Source organism: Comamonas sp. Z1 (assembly GCF_008121555.1).
Classification (GTDB): Bacteria; Pseudomonadota; Gammaproteobacteria; order Burkholderiales; family Burkholderiaceae_C; genus Comamonas; species Comamonas thiooxydans.
In genome coordinates this window covers 61802-80050 of sequence record NZ_VOQT01000014.1, presented here as the reverse complement: position 1 = coordinate 80050, position 18249 = coordinate 61802, and the positions used below count along the sequence as shown (strand labels likewise).

The following is an 18249-nucleotide window of genomic DNA, read 5'->3' as shown; positions in this document are numbered from 1 at the left end:
AGGACAACACATATGTATGCCTTCAGTTACTCCAATCCCCGGACGCTGGATGAGGTGAGCGCTGCCAGCGGTCAGTTTCTGGCCGGCGGCCAGAGCCTGATTCCTTCCATGAAGCTGCGCCTGGCCCAGCCTGGTGCGATCGTGGATCTCAACCAGGTCGATGGTCTGGCGGGAATCCGCGTCAGCGGCGATCAGGTCGAGATCGGTGCCATGACCCGTCATGCCGATGTGGCTGCCAGCCGCGAGGTGCAGCACGCCATTCCTGCGCTGGCCGAGTTGGCGGGCGGTATTGGCGATCGCCAGGTGCGGGCGCGAGGCACGATGGGCGGATCGCTGGCCAACAATGACCCCGCGGCATGCTATCCCAGTGCGGTGCTGGGTCTGGGCGCCACCGTGCTCACCCAGCGGCGCGAGATTGCGGCCGAGGACTTCTTCCAGGGCATGTACACCACGGCTCTCGAAGAGGGCGAGCTGATCAAGGCCGTGCGCTTTCCGGTGCCCAGAAGGGCCGCCTATATCAAGTTCAAGCAGCCCGCTTCGCGCTTTGCGCTGGTGGGCGTGTTTGTGGCGCAGACGGCGCAGGGCGTGCATGTGGCCGTGACCGGCGCGGGACTATCGGTCTTCCGCCACGCAGGCCTGGAAGCGGCGCTCAACCAGAGTCTCACGGCCGCTGCGGCGGCTGCAGTGCCTATCGACGACAGCGAGCTCAACAGCGATCTGCACGCGAGTGCGCGCTACCGGGCGCAGCTGATCAGCGTCCTGACACAGCGGGCGGTGGATCAACTGCTCTCAGTCTGAGCGGCTTGGCCGCTTTCCCCTCTCTCGCTTCGCGGGAGGGGGCAACAGCCTCGCTGCGGGGCGGTCCTGGCTTGCTGTCTCGTTCTTGTATTTTGAAGAAAAGTGGCTCTGGTCTATATGGATAAAGCGCAGGCAGCTATGAATACTGATGTGAACAGCGCTTTGGAGTCGGTGGATGGGCTGCTGGCCGCCTTGCAGGAGGTGGGCTATTTCGCGGACCGGCGTCTGGCTACGGCCGTGTTTCTGGCGCTCAGGCTCCAACGCCCCCTGCTGCTGGAGGGGGAGCCGGGCGTTGGTAAGACCTCGCTGGCCCAGGCGCTGTCCCAGGTGCTGGCGCGGCAACTGATCCGGCTGCAGTGCTATGACGGCCTGGAGCAGCGTGAAGCGCTGTATGAGTGGAATTACGCCGCGCAGCTGCTGCATCTGCGCGCGGCCGAGCTGCGTGGTGCGGCGGAACTGGAGGCTGTCGAGCAGGAGGTCTATCAGCCTCGCTATCTGGTACGCCGGCCTTTGCTGCAGGCCCTGCAGGCGCCCGCGCCCGGCGCGGTGCTGCTGATTGACGAGGTGGACCGGGCCGACGAGCCTTTCGAGGCCTTTTTGCTCGAGTATCTGGGGGAGTACCAGGTCAGCATTCCCGAGCTCGGGGTCATCAGGGCCCAACTGCCGCCGGTCACCATTCTTACCAGCAATCGCACGCGTGATCTGCATGACGCGGTCAAGCGCCGCTGTCTCTATCACTGGCTGGACTATCCCGAGCGCGAGCGCGAGCTGGCCATTGTCCAGTCCAAGGTGCCTGAGGCCGCAGCGGCCTTGACCGAGCAGATCGCGCGCTTTGTGGACCGGCTGCGCAGCCGCCCGTTTGCCGATGCCTTCGAGCGCACGCCCGGCATTGCCGAAAGCGTGGAGTGGGCCAAGGCGCTGGTGGCGCTCGACACCCTGGTCATAGACCCCGAGCTGGTGCACGAGACGGCGGGCATTCTGTTCAAGCAGCGTGAGGACGTGGCCGCGCTCACGCCAGAGCGTCTGCAGCAATTGCTGGAGCCCGATGCCACAGCCTGAGCTGCAGGCGCAGTCGCCAGAGCGGTCCGCGAGCGTGAGCTGGTGGGGGGACGCGCGCAGCGGCAAGCTGCCCATCAATCTGCTGGGGTTTGGCCGAGCCCTGCGCCGCGCGGGGCTGGCGGTGGATGCCGAGCGCCTGGCGCTGGCCCAGCAAGGCCTGATGCTGGTGGGCATGAGCCGCGAGGACGTGGCCGCCGCGCTGGAGGCCGTGCTGGTTTCGCGCGAACAGGATCTGGCGGTCTTTCGCGAGCTGTTTGCGGCCTACTTTCGCAACCCCGAGGTGGCCCAGCAGCTTCTGAGCCAATTGCTGCCGGGCGCGCCTGAGGCTGCCAGGCCGCGTCACAGGCCGCGTGTGCAAGAGGCCTTGTCGGCGATTCGCGCCGCACGGCAAAAGACCGCGAGCGAGGAGCTGACGCTGGATGCCGCCATGTCGGCCAGCGACCGGCGCAGGCTGCAACACGCGGATTTCAACCAACTCAGTGCCAGCGAGTACCGCCTGGTGCAGCAGCTGGCGCGCGATATCCGCTTGCCGCTGCCAAGCTATCGCAGTCGCAGAAGCGAGCTGCGCGCCTCGGGGCTGCGCGTGCACTGGCCCGCCAGTCTGAAGGCGGCGGCAGCCACGGGCGGCGAGCTGGCAAGTCTCAAATGGCGCAGGCGCAAGCGGCTGCCCATGCCCTGGCTGGCACTGGTCGATGTGTCGGGCTCCATGGAGCGCTATGTGCGTCTGCTGCTGGCATTTCTGCACCAGGCCACCAGCCCCAGGCGATATCCGCAGCTGCACCGCCATGTCTACAGCATGGGAACCGGCCTGCAGGAGCTGAACCGGGCTTTTGCCCACAGCGACCCCGATGCCATGCTGGCCCAGCTCAATCACGACATCGACGATTTCGGCGGCGGTACCTGCCTGGGGGAATGCCTGGCGCAGCTGCGCCGGCAGCAGGCGCGCCATCTGGTGGGCAGGCGCACCCTGGTGCTGCTGGTCAGCGACGGGCTGGATACCGGCGACAGTGCGCTGCTGGAGCGGGAGCTGCAATGGCTGGCGCGGCACAGTGCGCGCATTGTCTGGCTCAACCCCTTGTTGCGCTTTGACGGGTATGCCCCGTTGGCCAAAGGCGCGCAGGTGCTGCATCGTCACAGCCATGCCATGCTGGCCGTGCACAACCTGCAGTCGTTGCAGCAACTGGCAGCCCACCTGGCGAAGCTGTTGCAACTGCCTCACCGAGATTGAAAAGGAGAACACCATGGAAATGCATGCCAGCCGTCTTCTTGCCGTGAGCCAGCAGCAGGCCTGGGAGGCGCTCAACGATCCGCAAACCTTGCAGCAATGTCTGGCCGGCTGCGAGAAGTTCGAGGATGCAGGCGATGGCTCCTATGCGGTGACCATGTCTGTGAAGATCGGTCCGGTATCGGCCAAGTTCAACGGCCGGGTCACGCTGTCGGACGTGCAGCCGCCCAAGAGCTACACGATTGCCTTTGAAGGTCAGGGCGGTGTGGCCGGCTTTGGCAAGGGCCAGGCCAAGGTCGATCTGACGCCCACCGATGCAGGGCATTGCGAGCTGCAGTACGAGGTGCAGGCTCAGGTGGGCGGCAAGATTGCCCAGTTGGGCCAGCGCCTGATCGACGGCGCAGCCAAGAGCATGGCCGAGGACTTCTTTGCGCGCTTCGAAGCCTTGATGCAGCAGCGCCACCCTAGCGAGCAGTCCGAAGACGAAGGCGGTGCAGAAGAGCTGGATACACGCTCCTGGGAGCACGACGCGGCCTCCACCAGCTACGCGCCGCTGGACGCCACGCCCTCGGCGCCGCCGCGCGAATCGTCAGGCATCCCCGTCTGGGCCTGGGGCCTTGGGGCTGTCATCGTGCTGGGCGCGCTCTGGCTGCTGACCCGTTGACCAGCGCATGAATAAAAAAGCCCCTGAGCCTGAGGCCAGGGGCTGGATGGAGCTGGCCAAACCTTACTGAGGCTGGGCGTGGAAAGCCTTGTTGGCAATCTTCCAGCCCTGCTCGGTCTTGAGCAGCACAAAGTAGTCGGTGAAGGTCACGGCACCGTGGTAGAGCGTGACCTTGGCCATGGCGGCCGTGCCCACGATGTCCAGGGAGTCGATGACGCGGCGACGCGTGGCTTCGTCGGCGGCAGGCGTGTTCTTGAAGCGCTGGCAGTAGAAGTCCAGGTCCCAGGAGGTCAGCGGGCCTTCGCGCACCGATTCGAGGCGGGCCGTGGGCATGAAGGCTGCGCGCATATGCTCGGCATTGTCTTCGGCATGGCCGCGCATATACAGCTCCAGCGGCACGCGCACGGCGGCTTCTTCGGGGTGATTGGTCAGGCGTTCGGTGGTCATATGGGTTTCTCCTTGGAGCCGGATTCCCTGCGCCGCATGGCGGACGCAGCAAGGGGCAGTGTCAGCCGCCAAGCATGAGGCCTGAAAACGCCGTCATTGCTGCTATGAAAGTCAGCACTGTTTAAGTCTCCGAATACGGAACTTCAGCAGGTAAACCCAAGGTAAAGCGGGGGTAAATGCTGGCAAAGCCGGCGCTGCCTGACCCGGGGTTTGATTGCAACTGGATACCATTGGCGCCAATTCAGGCTCGAAATTCCTGCGCTCAACCATGTCCAGCTCATCCAAATTGCACCCCAATCGTCATTCTTTACAGCAGGGCAAGGTCCGGCCCGTCTTGCTTGCCACGGTGGTGCTCGCCCTGGCAGCCGCTGGCGGTGGCTATTGGTGGTATGCGCAAAAACAGGGTGCAAGCGGCGATACGTCTGCGTCTGCAGCTCCTAAGCAGGGAGCGGGCGGGCCCGGTGCACGCGCAGGGCGCAATGGTCGCGCAGGGCCGGGCGGCCCCGGCGGCCCTGGCGGCATGAGCCAGGCTCAGCCGGTGAGCGTCGGAGTGGTGGAGCAGCGTGACATGCGCGTGCTCGTGAGCGCCATCGGCACCATGAATGCACGTGCCACGGCCGTGGTGCGCGCCAAGGTTTCGGGCGAGCTGCTCAAGCTGCACTTCAAGGAGGGGGACGAGGTCAAGGCCGGCCAGTTGCTGGCCGAGATCGACCCGCGCAGCTTTGCTGCCTCGCTGGCGCAGGTGCAGGGCTCTCTGGCACGCGATCAGGCCCAGCTCAAGAATGCGCAGCTCGATCTGCAGCGCTACAAGGAACTGCAGGCCCAGGACTCGATTGCCCGCCAGCAGGTCGATACCCAGGCCGCGCTGGTGCGCCAGCTGCAGGGTACGGTGGCGGCCGATCAGGGTCAGGTCGATGCGGCCAAGCTGCAGCTGAGCTATACCAGGATCACGGCCCCCATCTCGGGTCGCCTGGGCCTGCGCCAGGCCGACCTCGGCAACGTGGTCAACCCTTCCGATACCAACGGGCTGGTGACAATCTCCCAGATTCGCCCCATCGATGCCGTTTTCTCCATTCCCGAAACCCATGTCGGCACGCTGGCCCAGCAACTGCGCGAGGGCAAGCTCATGCCCGTAGAGCTCTGGGACCGCGAGCAAAAGCAGATGCTGGCCAAGGGCCAGCTCAATGCGCTGGACAACACCATCGACACGACCACGGGCACGGTCAAAGCCAAGGCCTCGTTCGACAACGCGGAGCGCAAGCTGTTCGCGAATCAGTTCGTCAACGTCAAGCTGCAGCTGCGCCAGATCGATCAGGCGCTGGTCGTGCCCGCGAATGCGGTGCAGAACAATTTCGTCTATCTGGTCAAGCCCGACAACACGGTCACCCAGCGCAAGATCACTGTGGGCGTGACGGACGGTGACTATGTCAGCGTGCGCGGCGAGCTGGAGCCCGGCGACAAGGTGGTGACCGACGGCATCGACCGCCTGCGCGAAGGCGCGCAGGTGACGGTGGTGGACTCCGAAAAGGTCAAGAAGGTCGACCAGGCCGTGCAGGATGCCGCCAACCAGCCGCGCGGCATGATGCGCAACCTCAGTCCCGAGCAGCGTGAAAAAGTCTCCAAGATGACGCCCGAGGAACGCAAGGAGTTCTTCCAGAAGCTGCGCGCCGAGCGCGGTGCCAATGGCGGCAATGCAGGTCCCGGCCAGGGACCGCGTGGCACGGACGCCCGTGGCGATCAGCCGCGCGAGGCGCAGGGCAGCCCCTCCAAGCCGGACCCCAAGGCAGAAGCCAAGCCGGATGCCAAGCCTGCGGCTGCGAACGAGGCCAGGCCCCAGGCCGGCGCCGAGCGTGGTGAAGGCGGCGAGGGCCGCACGGAAAGATCCGAGGGCCGGGGGGACCGTCCCCAGCTGACTCCCGAGCAGCGCGCCAAGCTGGAGGCCCTGTCGCCCGAAGAGCGCCGCGCTTTCTTCCAGAAGCTGCGCGCCGAGCGCGAAGCAGGCGGCAAGGCTGAGACCAGCGGCGCGGCGCGCTGAGCATAGCCAGAGCCTGCGGCCATCATGAATCTCTCGCGCCTCTTCATTCTTCGGCCCATCGCCACCAGCTTGCTGATGGTGGCGGTGCTGATCTCGGGCATTCTTGCCTACCGCCTGCTGCCCATCTCGGCCCTGCCCGAGGTGGACTACCCCACCATACAGGTCACCACGCTCTACCCCGGGGCCAGCCCCGATGTGATGACCTCCAACGTCACGGCACCGCTGGAGCGCCAGTTCGGCCAGATGCCAGGGCTGGACCAGATGTCCTCGACCAGTTCGGGCGGCGCATCGGTGATCAGCCTGCGCTTTGCGCTCGATATGTCCATGGACGTGGCCGAGCAGCAGGTGCAGGCCGCCATCAACGCGGGCACCAATCTGCTGCCCAGCGACCTGCCCATGCCCCCGCTCTACAGCAAGGTCAACCCGGCCGATGCGCCGGTGCTGACACTGGCCATCAGCTCGCCTTCGCTGCCCGTCATCAAGATCAACGATCTGGTGGAGAACCGCCTTGCGCCCAAGCTCTCCCAGGTCAAGGGCGTGGGCCTGGTGGCCATTGCCGGCGCGCGCCGCCCGGCCGTGCGCATCCAGGCCAACCCCGCAGCGCTGGCCAGCTTCGGCATGACGCTGGACGATGTGCGCACCGCCATCTCTGCGGCCAACGTCAAGACCGCCAAGGGCAGCTTTGATGGCCCCAACCGCGCATCGACCATTGATGCCAACGACCAGATGCAGTCGGCGGCCGAGTACCGCAACCTGATCATCGCCTTCAAGAACGGCAACCCCGTGCGCCTGTCCGATGTGGCGCAGACCGTGGACGACGCCGAGAACACGCGTCTGGCAGCCTGGTCGGGCACACCGGAGACCGGCTCCAAGTCGGCCGTGATCCTCAATATCCGCCGCCAGCCCGGCGCGAACGTGATCGACACCGTCGATGCCATCAAGAACCTGCTGCCCCAGCTCAAGGAGACGCTGCCGGCCTCTATCGACGTGCAGGTGCTGACCGACCGCACCGTGACCATTCGCGCCTCGGTCAAGGACATGCAGTTCGAACTGGCCCTGGCCATCGCCCTGGTGGTGATGGTGATCTTCCTGTTCCTGCGCAGCGCATCGGCCACGCTGATTCCCAGCGTGGCGGTGCCGCTGTCGCTGGTAGGCACTTTCGGCGTCATGTATCTGGCGGGCTTTTCCATCAACAACCTCACGCTGATGGCCCTGACCATTGCCACGGGCTTTGTGGTGGACGATGCCATCGTGATGATCGAGAACATCGCCCGCTATGTGGAAAAGGGAGAGCCGCCCATGCAGGCCGCGCTCAAGGGTGCCAAGCAGATCGGCTTTACCATCATCTCGCTGACCATCTCCCTGGTCGCGGTGCTGATTCCGCTGCTGTTCATGGGGGATGTAGTGGGCCGTCTGTTCCACGAATTCGCGATCACCATGACGGTGGCGATTCTGATCTCGGCCGTGGTTTCGCTCACGCTCACCCCCATGCTGTGCGCGCGCCTGCTGCGCCACCAACCCGAGGGCGAGAAGAAAAAGGCCGAGTCCAAGGGCTTCGGAGCTGCGGTCGCGCGCTTTTTCGACAAGGTGATTGCCGAATACGGCCGCATGCTGACCTGGGTGCTGGATCACAGCAAGCTGACCTGGCTGGTGTTCATCGCCACGCTGGTGGTCACGGTGCTGCTGTATTTCGTCGTGCCCAAGGGCTTTTTCCCCGAGCAGGATACGGGCACGATTGCCGCGACCACCGAGGCCGACCAGTCCATCTCCTTTGCCGCCATGGCCGAGCGCCAGCAGGCGCTGGCCGAGCATTTGCTCAAGGACCCGGCCGTGGCATCCATCTCCTCGTTTATCGGTGTGGATGGCACCAACACCACGCTCAATACCGGCCGCATCCAGATCGACCTCAAGCCCCATGCCCAGCGCGACCGTCTGCCGGTGGTGCTCAACCGCCTGGCCGAGGACTCCCGCGCCGTGCCCGGCATCCGCCTCTATGCCCAGCCCGTGCAGGACCTGACCATAGAGGATCGCCAGGCTCGCACCCAGTATCAGTTGCTGCTTTCCTCGCCGGACATGAACCAGCTCACGGCCAGCACCAGGATGTTGGTCGAGCGTCTGCAGCAACTGCCCCAGCTGCTCGATGTGAGCAGCGATCTGCAGAACCAGGGCCGTCAGGCCTATGTGCAGATCGACCGGGCCCAGGCCAGCCGCCTGGGCGTGACGGTCTCGTCGGTGGACTCGGCGCTCTACAACGCTTTCGGCCAGCGTCTGATCTCCACCATCTTCACGCAGTCCAACCAGTACCGCGTGGTGCTGGAGGTGGCGCCGCAGTTCAAGATCGGGCCCGAGGCCCTGCAGAACATCTATGCCGCATCGAGCAACGGTGCACCGGTGCCGCTGTCATCGATTGCCACGGTGAGCGAGCGCCCGATGGCGCTGGCCGTCAACCATGTGGGGCAGTTGCCGGCGGCCACCATTTCGTTCAACACCGCCTCCGGCGTGTCGCTGGGCCATGCGGTGGAGGCGTCCCAGGCCATCATTGCGCAGTTGCGCGACGAGGGGCAGATCCCGCTGTCGGTGGACACGCAGTTCCAGGGCGCGGCGCTGGCTTTCCAGGCCTCGCTCTCCAACACCCTGCTGCTGGTGCTGGCCGCCATCATCACCATGTACATCGTGCTGGGCGTGCTCTACGAGAGCACGATTCACCCGATCACGATTCTCTCCACCCTGCCGTCGGCGGGTGTGGGGGCGCTGCTGGCGCTGCTGGTGTCTGGGCTGGATCTGGACATCATCGCCATCATCGGCATCATCTTGCTGATCGGCATCGTCAAGAAGAATGCCATCATGATGATCGACTTCGCGCTGGACGCCCAGCGCGAGGAAGGCATGAATGCGCGCGACGCGATCTACCAGGCCTGTCTGCTGCGCTTCCGCCCGATTCTGATGACCACGCTGGCGGCCTTGCTGAGCGCGTTGCCCATGATGCTGGGAACCGGCGTGGGCAGCGAGCTGCGCCAGCCCTTGGGCGTGACCCTGGTGGGCGGTTTGCTGCTGAGCCAGCTGCTGACGCTGTTCACCACGCCGGTGATCTATCTGACTTTTGAAAACTGGGCCGAGGGCTGGCGCACCAGGCGCGGCCTGCCGGCCGTCAAGCATGTGCCGCATTCCGAAGCCGAGGTCATGGGCGAGGCAGGCGATGGCGGCCGGGACGGGGCGCGTCCATGAGCATCTCCACGCCCTTCATCTTCCGGCCCATTGCGACCCTGCTGCTGACCATCGGCATGGCCCTGGTGGGCGGTGTGGCCTATTTCCAGCTGCCGGTGGCGCCGCTGCCGCAGGTGGACTATCCGACGATTTCGGTGACCGCCAGCCTGCCCGGCGCGGCGCCGGACACCATGGCGGCCACCGTGGCCACTCCGCTGGAGCGCGCCCTGGGCGCGATTGCGGGCGTCAACGAGATGACGTCCAGCTCCAGCATGGGCAGCACGCGCATCACGCTGCAGTTCGATCTGACGCGCACGGTGGACAGCGCTGCCCACGACGTGCAGGCCGCCATCAATGCGGCGCGCACGCTGCTGCCTTCGGGCATGCCGGGCAACCCGACCTATCGCAAGGTCAACCCGGCCGACGCGCCCATCATGATTCTGGCGCTGACATCCCAGTCCCTCACACGAGGCCAGATGTATGACGCGGCCTCCACGGTGCTGGCGCAGAAGCTGGCCCAGGTGGAAGGCGTGGGCCAGGCATCGATCAACGGCGGCGCGCTGCCGGCCGTGCGCGTGGAGCTGGACCCGGTGCGGCTGGCCGCCAATGGCGTATCTCTGGATTCCGTGCGCACGGCCATCACCGCCACCAATGCCAACCGCCCCCTGGGCGCCGTGGAGCGCGAAGACCACTACTGGCAGGTGGCCACCAACGACCAGGCACGCACTGCCGCCGAATACGCGCCCCTGGTGCTGCGCTGGAACAACGGCAATGCCGTGCGGCTGTCCGATGTGGCCGATGTCACCGACTCCGTGCAGGACATACGCAACTACGGCGTGATGAACGGCAAGCCTGCCGTGCTGCTGCAGGTGTTCAAGCAGCCCGACGCCAACATCCTGCAGGCCGTGGACAAGGTGCGCGCCATGCTGCCCCAGCTCAGGGCTTCCATCAATCCGGCCATCGATGTCACGGTGATCTCGGACCGCACGCCCACGCTGCGCGCCTCGGTCAAGGAGGTCCAGAACGCGCTGCTGATCTCGATAGCGCTGGTCATCATGGTGGTGTTCGTCTTTCTGCGCCGCCTGCGTGCCACGCTGATTCCGGCCGTGGCCGTGCCTGCCTCGCTGATGGGCACCTTCGGCGTCATGTATCTGTGCGGCTACACGCTGGACAACCTCTCGCTGATGGCGCTGACGGTAGCCGCAGGCTTTGTGGTGGACGATGCCATCGTGGTGCTGGAGAACGTGATGCGCCACATGGAGCGCGGCAAGACCGCGATGCAGGCTGCCATCGAAGGCGCGCGCGAGATCGGTTTCACCGTGGTCTCCATGAGCCTGTCGCTGATTGCGGTGTTCGTGCCCATTCTGTTCATGGCCGGCATCGTGGGGCGGTTCTTCCGTGAGTTTGCCGTGGTCATGTCGGCGGCGATTCTGGTCTCCATGATCATCTCGCTGACCACCACGCCCATGATGTGTGCGGCTCTGCTGCGCACACCGGCAGAGGAGGAGCGCCGCCGTGCCGAACGCGCCAGGCGCCCCTTCACACGCCGCTGGGATGCGTTCTGGCTGCGCATCTCGCAGGCCATGGATCGCTTCGAGCTGCGCGTGACGGCGCTTTACCGCCGCACCCTGGCTTGGGGACTGCGCCACCAGCCTGTGGTGCTGCTGAGTCTGGTCGCGGTCATAGGCCTCAACATCCATCTCTACCAGACCATAGACAAGGGCTTCATGCCCAGCGAGGACACGGGTCGCGTCATGGGCTTCATCCGTGCCGACCAGTCCACGTCCTTTCAGGCCATGGAGCGCCGCATCAAGCGTTTTCTCGATGTGGTGCAACAAGACCCGGCCGTGGAGTATGTGACCGGCTTCACCGGCGGCGGGCAGGCCAATGCGGCGAATATGTTCATGTCGCTCAAGCCCATGGCCGAGCGCAAGGTGTCTAGCGACGAGGTCATCAACCGTCTGCGTGAAAAGCTCAAGGACGAACCTGGCGCGCGGCTGTTCATGATGACCCAGAGCGATGTGCGCATCGGCGGGCGCCAGAGCATGTCCTCCTATCAGTACACGCTGCAGGCCGACGATACGGCCGAGCTGCGCCTTTGGGAGCCGCGCATCCGCCAGGTGCTGTCCACCCTGCCGGAACTGACCGATGTCAACAGCGATGTCCAGGACAACGGCATGCAGACCAAGCTGGTCATAGACCGCGACCAGGCCACGCGCCTGGGCCTGACAGTGGCGCAGATCGACAACACGCTCAACGATGCCTTCGGCCAGCGCCAGGTGGGCGTGATCTACAACCCGCTCAACCAGTACCGCGTGGTGATGACGGCCTCGTCCCAGTATCTGCAGAGCCCGGAGACGCTGCGCGGCTTCTTCTTCGTCAACAGCGCGGGCCAGCAGATTCCGCTGACGGCCTTTGCCAAGATCACCACCTCGACCACGCCGCTGTCCGTGCAGCACCAGAGCGGCACGCCCGCCAGCACCGTGAGCTACAACCTGGCGCCCAATGTCTCGCTGTCGCAGGCCAATGACGCGATCCGCAATGCCATGCTGGAGCTGGGTGTTCCGGTGTCCATTCGCGGCAGCTTCAGCGGCTCGGCCGGAGCCTTCCAGCAGGCGCTGGCGGGCCAGCCCCTGCTGATCCTCGCGGCCATCATCACCATCTATCTGGTGCTGGGCATACTCTACGAGAACCTGGTCCATCCGCTGACGATTCTGTCCACCTTGCCCTCGGCCGGTGTGGGGGCGCTGCTGGCGCTGATGTGGTTCAAGACCGAGTTCTCGCTGATCGCCTTCATCGGTGTGATCCTGCTGATCGGACTGGTCAAGAAGAACGCCATCATGATGATCGACTTCGCGCTGGAGCGCGAGAAAGGCGGTCATGCCACGGCGGCTCAGGCCATCTATCGGGCCTGCCATCTGCGCCTGCGCCCCATACTGATGACCACCATGGCGGCCCTGTTCGGCGCGCTGCCCCTGGCCCTGGGTAGGGGCGACGGTGCCGAGCTGCGCCAGCCCCTGGGCATTGCGATCGTGGGCGGCCTGCTGCTGAGCCAGTTGCTCACGCTCTACACCACGCCCGTGGTCTATGTGCTGCTGGACCGTGTGCGCCGCAGTGTGCTGCGCCTCTGGGCGCGCCGTCCGGCCAGAAGGCGCGGCGCTCAGGCCTCTGCCATGGCTGAGGCGAAGTGAGATGTATATGCCAGCACATTTTTTGAATCAAATCGGCTTTAAATCCAATCAGGATAAGCGCAAGCAGCTCACTTTTATGAAGAATTCTCCCCGGTCGCTGCCCCGCTGGATGCCGCGTCTGCTGCCGCTTGCTGCGGCGCTGGCGCTGGCGGCCTGTTCCACCCAGCCCGCCTATCAGCCTCCCCGGCTCGATGTGCCGGCCCGCTTCAAGGAGGCCACGCCCGAGGCTGCGCAGTTCGGCGTCTGGCAACCGGCGCAGAGCTCGGCGGCCAGCCCGGCCGCCGCAGTGCCCGACCAGTGGTGGAGGGTGTATGGCGACAGCACGCTGGATGATCTGCAGCAGGCGGCAGCCGCAGGCAATCCCAGCGTGGAGCAGGCCGTGGCCCGTCTGCGCTCGGCCCAGGCCGCCGTCGCCAGCAGCCGCGCCGCGCAATTGCCCACGCTCAGCACCACGGGCAGCGGCTCGCGTGCCTTGACCGGCGGCGGCACCTACAGCAATACCAACGGCGAGAACGTGGCGCGCAGCGGCAGCATCAACAACAACTTCTCGCTGGGCCTGAGCGCCAGCTGGGAGTTGGATCTCTGGGGCAAGCTCTCGGGCGCGGTGGATGCCAGCCGCGCTTCGGCCCAGGCCAGTGCCGACGATCTGGCTGCGGCCCGTCTGTCGGCCCAGGCATCGGTGGCCCAGACCTATTTCTCGCTGCGTGCCGCCGAGGCGCAGATGAAGTATCTGCAGGAGAGTCTGGAGGCCTACGAGCAAAGTCTGAAGCTCACGCAGAATCGCTACCAGGCGGGCGTGGTGTCTTCGGCCGATGTGGCCCAGGCCCAGTCCCAGTACAAGAGCACTCAGGCCAGCCTGCTGGAAGCCCGCATCACGCGCGCCCAGTACGAGCATGCGCTGGCGGCCTTGCTGGGCAAGGCTCCGGCCAACTTCAGCCTGCCGGTGACCGGCCACCTGCCGACGCCGCCTGCCGTGCCCGAGATGCTGGCCTCCACCTTGCTGGAGAGGCGCCCCGACATTGCTGCTGCCGAGCGCCGCGTGGCCATGGCCAATGCGCAGATCGGCGTGGCGCGTGCGGCCTATTTCCCCTCGCTGACCCTGTCGGCATCGGCCGGCTATCGCAACTCCGTGCTCTCCGATCTGCTCAATGCGCCGAATCTGTTCTGGTCGCTGGGACCGGCGCTGGCCATGAGTCTGTTTGACGGTGGAGCGCGTTCGGCGGCCGTGGAGTCGGCCCGTGCCACGCTGGACCTGAATGCCGCCACCTACAAGCAGACCGTGCTGACGGCGCTGCAGGAGGTGGAGGACAATCTGGTCGCCGCCGTCAATCTGGCCCAGGAGGAGCAGGTGCAGACCGAGGCCCTGGCCGCAGCGCAGAAGTCGCTGACCGTGGCCAACAACCAGTACCAGGCCGGCATCGTGGCCTATCTGAACGTGCTCTCGGCCCAGACGACGGTGCTCGGCGCCCAGAACAGCCTCAACAGCGTCAGAAACCGCAGGCTGACGGCCGTGAACACCTTGCTCAAGAATGTGGCAGGGCGCTGGGAGCCGCTGGATGCGGGCCAGCGCAAAGAGTGAGCGCGCCGTGCAGGCTTGTGCTCTGGGTTACAACCGTGGCTCTGTTGTTGTGAAGATCAAACCATGAGCATTGCTGTTTTCTACCTGCGCAATTCCGAGTCAGAGGGCCAGACACCGGTCTGGCAGCCGCAATGCCGGGCCTTCTCCGATGCGCAGATGAGCGAGGCGCTGGCCCTGTGCCAGCAACTGCGCAAGGACGAGCGCCATGCCCATGTGGTGATTTCGTCGGAGTTGCGCGATATGGTCGGGCCTGTGGGCGTGTCTGCGGTCGAGGATGGCAAGACGCCCGATGGAGTGGACTATCAGTGGAGCAAGGCCGGGCGTGCCGGGGCCAGTCGCAGAAATGCGGCCGAGCCACCCAGGCAGCGCCAGGATATGGATCGCTAGGCCGGAAACGGCTGACTAGGCCGCCTGTATCCTGGCCAGATAGCCGGCCAGCAACTGCATGCTGCCGCTCCAGCCCATGTTCATGCTGGCGTGCGAGCTGTCGAACACCGCTTCTTCCACGGCACTGGCGTTAAGGGCACGCCATTCCAGATGCAGGCGCGTGCCGCCGGATTCCTCGCTGAGCGTGGTGGTCGACAGGGTATAGAGCGGCCATTGCGGGGCCATCGGGTGGCGCGTGACGCCGCCTGCGGCATCGCTGAACTGCACCACGACGACGATGCGCTCGGGCGCTTTCAGCTCCCTGAAGCTCCATTTGCCCCACATGGCGGGCGCCTGGGGCATGGCCTCGGCGCGCATGCCGTAATGAAAGCTGCCGCCTTCGCGTGCATCCACTTCGCATTGCGTCATCACCATGCCCGGCGGGCGCATCCAGTGGCTCAGGTGCTCGCCTTGCGTGAAGGCCGCGTAGACCAGCTCGCGCGGTGCCTTGATGAATTGCTCGATGACAAACGGGGCAGAGAGTCGCTCGGTCATGGACATGCCTTTGCAGATCGCTTGGAGCCATCCATTGTGCACAGCGCGCACCTGACTTCAAGCGCCGTGACTGCAGGCCCGGATGTCAGGCTTCGAGATCAAAGGCCTGGCGCAGTGCATCGCCGAACTGCGTGGAGCCGGAAAGGCAAAGGCTGACCGTGGTGCGGCCCGTGGCGGAGGCCTGCAGCTCCAGCTTGCCTGCTGCCCTGTCGAAGCGGGCGCTCAGGGGCTGGCCGTCATCGTCCTGCACCTGCAGGTCATAGTCCCATTCATTGCCGTCTTCCAGGGCACCCTGGCGGCCCGCAAACTTCTGGCTGGCCCAGCGCAGCAGGGCTTCTATTTCGCCGGCCAAAGCTGGCACGCGCTCGGCCTTGACGCTGGCCATGGCGTCCCAGGTGCCAGTGCCTTCTTCATCTTCGCTGTAATCGAATTCCAGATAATCCAGAGCCATGGCATATTGCGCGCTGTTGAGGGGGACGCCATTGTGCCTGTGCCTTGCTTTGCGCATGGCCGTGGGTTCTTTGGCCACAATCAGCCGTGGACATATATATACAAGGCGTTGTCAGCTATGAATTCTGAACTTGATGAAGGCTGCGAGTCGCTGTGCATGGTGCAGGCTCTGCAGGTGAGTTTTGGCTACCCGGGCCGAACCGTGGCCCATGAGGCCTCGCATTGCTGGCATGCCGGACTGTGCCTGCTGCAAGGCGACGAGGGCACGGGCAAGACCAGCTGGCTCAAGGCATTGGCCGGGCAACTGCCGCTGCGCATGGGCTTGCTGCACTATCCGTTCGCCGACAACGGCCGCCTGGCTGCAAGCTCCTGCTTCTGGCAGGACCCACGCCAGCCGCTCAACGATGTCTACAGCCAGATGCCGGCCGAGAGCTGGGTGGCTTTGCAGCGCACGCTGTATCCGCATTGGTCGCAGCAGCAGTTCGAGCAGCATGTGCAGGGCTTCGGGCTGGAGCCGCATCTGCACAAGCCGCTGCTGGCCCTGTCATCGGGCACGCAGCGCAAGCTGTGGATGGCCGCTGGCTGGGCCAGCGCCGCCGAGCTGGTACTGATCGACGAGCCGCTCGCGGCGCTGGACAAACCGTCCGAGAGTTATGTGCAGCATGCGCTGGCTGCCATGGCAGCCGAGCTCAAGAATCCGGCGCGACCCCGCAGCGTCATCGTGGCGCATTGGGATGCCATGCAGGGTGTGGACTGGGAGGATGTGATGGAGCTGGCTACATCGCCTTGAACCGTGCTGCGTAGAGACGGCTGACGGCCAGCTTTTCGGGACGCTCGCGCAGCAGCAGGCTCAGGCGCCCGGACTCGCCACGCTGGGCGCTGGCAATGGCTTGCGCCCGCACCACGGTGCCGCGATGGATTTGCCAGAACTCGCGCGCGTCGAGCTGCGGCAGCAAATCCTTGAGCGGGGTACGGATCAGATACTCCTGAGCGGCCGTCAGCACGCGCAGATATTTGTCGGCGGCTTCGAGGTAGACGATGTCCTGCACTCTCACCATATGGATCTGGTTGCCGACGCTGGCCTGAATGATCTGCAGCGCGGTGGGGACCTGCCCCAGCAGTTGCTGCTGCAGCCCGAGCAACTGTTCGAGCTGACGGTGATTCTGCACGGCAAGGTCCGTGCCCTGTACCGGCTGGCGCTGCTGCCACCACTGCTGCAGGCGCTGCACGGTCTGGCCAAGGCGCGCCGCCTGCACCGGCTTGAGCACATAGTCCATGGCGCAGGCCTCGAAGGCCGCCAGGGCGTACTGGTCGTAGGCGGTGACAAAGACAATCGCCGGCAGCGCTTGCTCTTCGGGCCAGGCATCGGCGATTTCGGCGGCGGCTTCCAGCCCCGTCTGGCCGGGCATGCGAATGTCCAGGAACAGCAGATCGGGCAGCAGGGTCAGCGCCTGCTGCACGGCGCTGATGCCGTCGGCCACCCTGGCCTCGATCTGCAACTGGGGCCAGAGCTGGCCCAGCAACTGCTGCAATGCCAGGGCCAGCAGCGGTTCGTCTTCGGCAATCAGGGCGCGCGGCGGACTGGTGTTCATGGCTGGGACTTCAGGGGTAATACGATGCAGGCCCTGGTTCCGCCTGCGCTGTCTGCTGTCAGATCGAAGCGGGCAGCGCCGCCGTAGCGGCTGGCCAGGCGTTCGCGAATCTGCTGCAGGCCAAAGCCGGATCTGGAGCCGGAAGGCGGCTGGCCAGGCAGCATGGGCAGGCCCAGGCCATTGTCATGCACGCTGAGCAGAAGGCGGCTGTCATCCAGCATGCTTGCGTGAACGGCAATGTGGCCGCCGGCCAGTTGGGGCTCCAGTCCATGGCGAATGCTGTTCTCCACCAGCGGCTGCAGCAGCAGGGTTGGCACGTGCAGCTCGGCCAGTTCAGCGGGCAGATGCAGGCCATAGCTGAGCCGCTCGCCCATGCGGATCTGCATCAGGGCCAGATAGTCGGCCAGCAAGGCAAATTCGCAGGCAAGACTGTGGGTGCCGTGGCGTGAACCGGCCAGCGTGGCACGCAGGTAGGCAATCAGATGATCGAGCATCTGCTCGGCGCGTGGCGCATCGGTGGCGATCAGCACGCGAAGATTGGCCAGGGTGTTGAACAGCATATGCGGCTCCAGCTGCGCCTGCAGCAGGCTGAGCCGGGCTTCGGCGGCCTGGCGCTGGGCCTGCTCTGCCTGCATTTGCAGATGGCGCGACTTGCCCACCACATAAAAGCCCCAGGACATGGCCATGCTGGTCGCCATGGTGATGGCAAGCGGCAGCCATAGCGAGGGACGGGCTGTGGCCGACAGCTCGGGATGGAACTGCTGAACATAGAGACTACCGAGTGGATTGCCCAGAATCAGGCCTGCTGCAATTCCCAGCGGTACCACGGCCATGCCGCGCATGCCGCGCGGCCAGGGAATGTCGTCGGACTCGCGCCAGCGCAGCCTGAGCAGATCGATGCTCAGCCAGCTGATCAGGCCTATGGCCAGCGAATAGGCGAGATTGACATCCCACAGGCCCTGGCCGAGAGCGGTCAAGGCAGCAGCGATCAGCAGACAGGCAGCCACGGTGATGCCGGCGTGACGAAGCAGGGGCGTGGGCGCAAACATGGACATGACGGGCATGGTAGGTGATGGGCGGTCCG

The 18249-nt window shown here is 65.3% G+C and carries 15 protein-coding genes; 10 read left to right on the top strand and 5 right to left on the bottom strand.

From position 1 onward, the window contains the following. The first annotated feature begins 12 nt into the window (after positions 1–12). The 4 genes from FSY45_RS20910 (at position 13) to FSY45_RS20895 (ending at position 3746) form a co-directional block, all read left to right on the top strand. On the top strand, positions 13–798 hold the full coding sequence (locus FSY45_RS20910) for a xanthine dehydrogenase family protein subunit M (protein ID WP_003069190.1): 786 nt from the start codon (positions 13–15) through the stop codon (positions 796–798). A 138-nt stretch (positions 799–936) separates the two neighbouring features. Beyond that, positions 937–1857: a MoxR family ATPase gene (locus FSY45_RS20905; protein ID WP_045839981.1), complete on the top strand. Its 921-nt coding sequence runs from the start codon at positions 937–939 to the stop codon at positions 1855–1857. After that, entirely contained in the window at positions 1844–3085 is a 1242-nt protein-coding gene (locus FSY45_RS20900; protein WP_046460911.1) for a VWA domain-containing protein, read from the top strand. Before FSY45_RS20905 ends, FSY45_RS20900 begins: the two co-directional genes overlap by 14 nt. 13 nt (positions 3086–3098) lie before the next feature. Further along, the gene (locus FSY45_RS20895; protein WP_046460910.1) at positions 3099–3746 is read left to right on the top strand and encodes a CoxG family protein; all 648 of its coding nucleotides are present in this window, start codon (positions 3099–3101) and stop codon (positions 3744–3746) included. A gap of 63 nt (positions 3747–3809) precedes the next feature. Here the strand turns inward: FSY45_RS20895 and FSY45_RS20890 are convergent, their stop codons facing one another. After that, positions 3810–4193, bottom strand: coding sequence for a nuclear transport factor 2 family protein (locus tag FSY45_RS20890; protein WP_003069196.1), 384 nt, complete (start codon positions 4191–4193; stop codon positions 3810–3812). 268 nt (positions 4194–4461) lie between these two features. On the opposite strand from FSY45_RS20890, the gene FSY45_RS20885 reads away from it, so the two are divergent. From FSY45_RS20885 to FSY45_RS20865, 5 genes are all read left to right on the top strand, one after another. Continuing rightward, on the top strand, positions 4462–6228 hold the full coding sequence (locus FSY45_RS20885; protein WP_046460909.1) for an MdtA/MuxA family multidrug efflux RND transporter periplasmic adaptor subunit: 1767 nt from the start codon (positions 4462–4464) through the stop codon (positions 6226–6228). A 24-nt stretch (positions 6229–6252) separates the two neighbouring features. Beyond that, positions 6253–9453 (top strand): MdtB/MuxB family multidrug efflux RND transporter permease subunit, encoded by a 3201-nt coding sequence (locus tag FSY45_RS20880; RefSeq protein ID WP_046460908.1) that lies wholly within the window; start codon positions 6253–6255, stop codon positions 9451–9453. Beyond that, positions 9450–12623: an efflux RND transporter permease subunit gene (locus FSY45_RS20875; protein ID WP_046460907.1), complete on the top strand. Its 3174-nt coding sequence runs from the start codon at positions 9450–9452 to the stop codon at positions 12621–12623. The genes FSY45_RS20880 and FSY45_RS20875 overlap by 4 nt, the downstream gene beginning before the upstream one ends. A 1-nt stretch (position 12624) precedes the next feature. Continuing rightward, positions 12625–14202: an efflux transporter outer membrane subunit gene (locus FSY45_RS20870; RefSeq protein ID WP_080944417.1), complete on the top strand. Its 1578-nt coding sequence runs from the start codon at positions 12625–12627 to the stop codon at positions 14200–14202. 63 nt (positions 14203–14265) lie between these two features. Continuing rightward, a complete protein-coding gene (locus FSY45_RS20865; RefSeq protein WP_046460906.1) occupies positions 14266–14589 on the top strand; it encodes a hypothetical protein in 324 nt (107 codons plus the stop codon). Positions 14590–14604: 15 nt separating this feature from the next. On the opposite strand, the gene FSY45_RS20860 is transcribed toward FSY45_RS20865, so the two are convergent. Together FSY45_RS20860 and FSY45_RS20855 are read right to left on the bottom strand one after the other, a co-directional pair. Next, positions 14605–15123, bottom strand: coding sequence for an SRPBCC domain-containing protein (locus FSY45_RS20860; RefSeq protein ID WP_003069209.1), 519 nt, complete (start codon positions 15121–15123; stop codon positions 14605–14607). An 85-nt stretch (positions 15124–15208) separates the two neighbouring features. After that, on the bottom strand, positions 15209–15574 hold the full coding sequence (locus FSY45_RS20855) for a hypothetical protein (RefSeq protein ID WP_046460905.1): 366 nt from the start codon (positions 15572–15574) through the stop codon (positions 15209–15211). Between the two features lie 117 nt (positions 15575–15691). Here FSY45_RS20855 and FSY45_RS20850 point away from each other — a divergent pair, with 117 nt between their 5' ends. Then, on the top strand, positions 15692–16363 hold the full coding sequence (locus tag FSY45_RS20850) for an ATP-binding cassette domain-containing protein (RefSeq protein WP_046460904.1): 672 nt from the start codon (positions 15692–15694) through the stop codon (positions 16361–16363). Here the strand turns inward: FSY45_RS20850 and FSY45_RS20845 are convergent. After that, positions 16350–17165: a LytTR family DNA-binding domain-containing protein gene (locus FSY45_RS20845; protein WP_046460903.1), complete on the bottom strand. Its 816-nt coding sequence runs from the start codon at positions 17163–17165 to the stop codon at positions 16350–16352. The genes FSY45_RS20850 and FSY45_RS20845 overlap by 14 nt on opposite strands. Continuing rightward, on the bottom strand, positions 17162–18229 hold the full coding sequence (locus FSY45_RS20840) for a sensor histidine kinase (RefSeq protein ID WP_046460902.1): 1068 nt from the start codon (positions 18227–18229) through the stop codon (positions 17162–17164). Before FSY45_RS20840 ends, FSY45_RS20845 begins: the two co-directional genes overlap by 4 nt. Between the last annotated feature and the right edge of the window lie 20 nt (positions 18230–18249).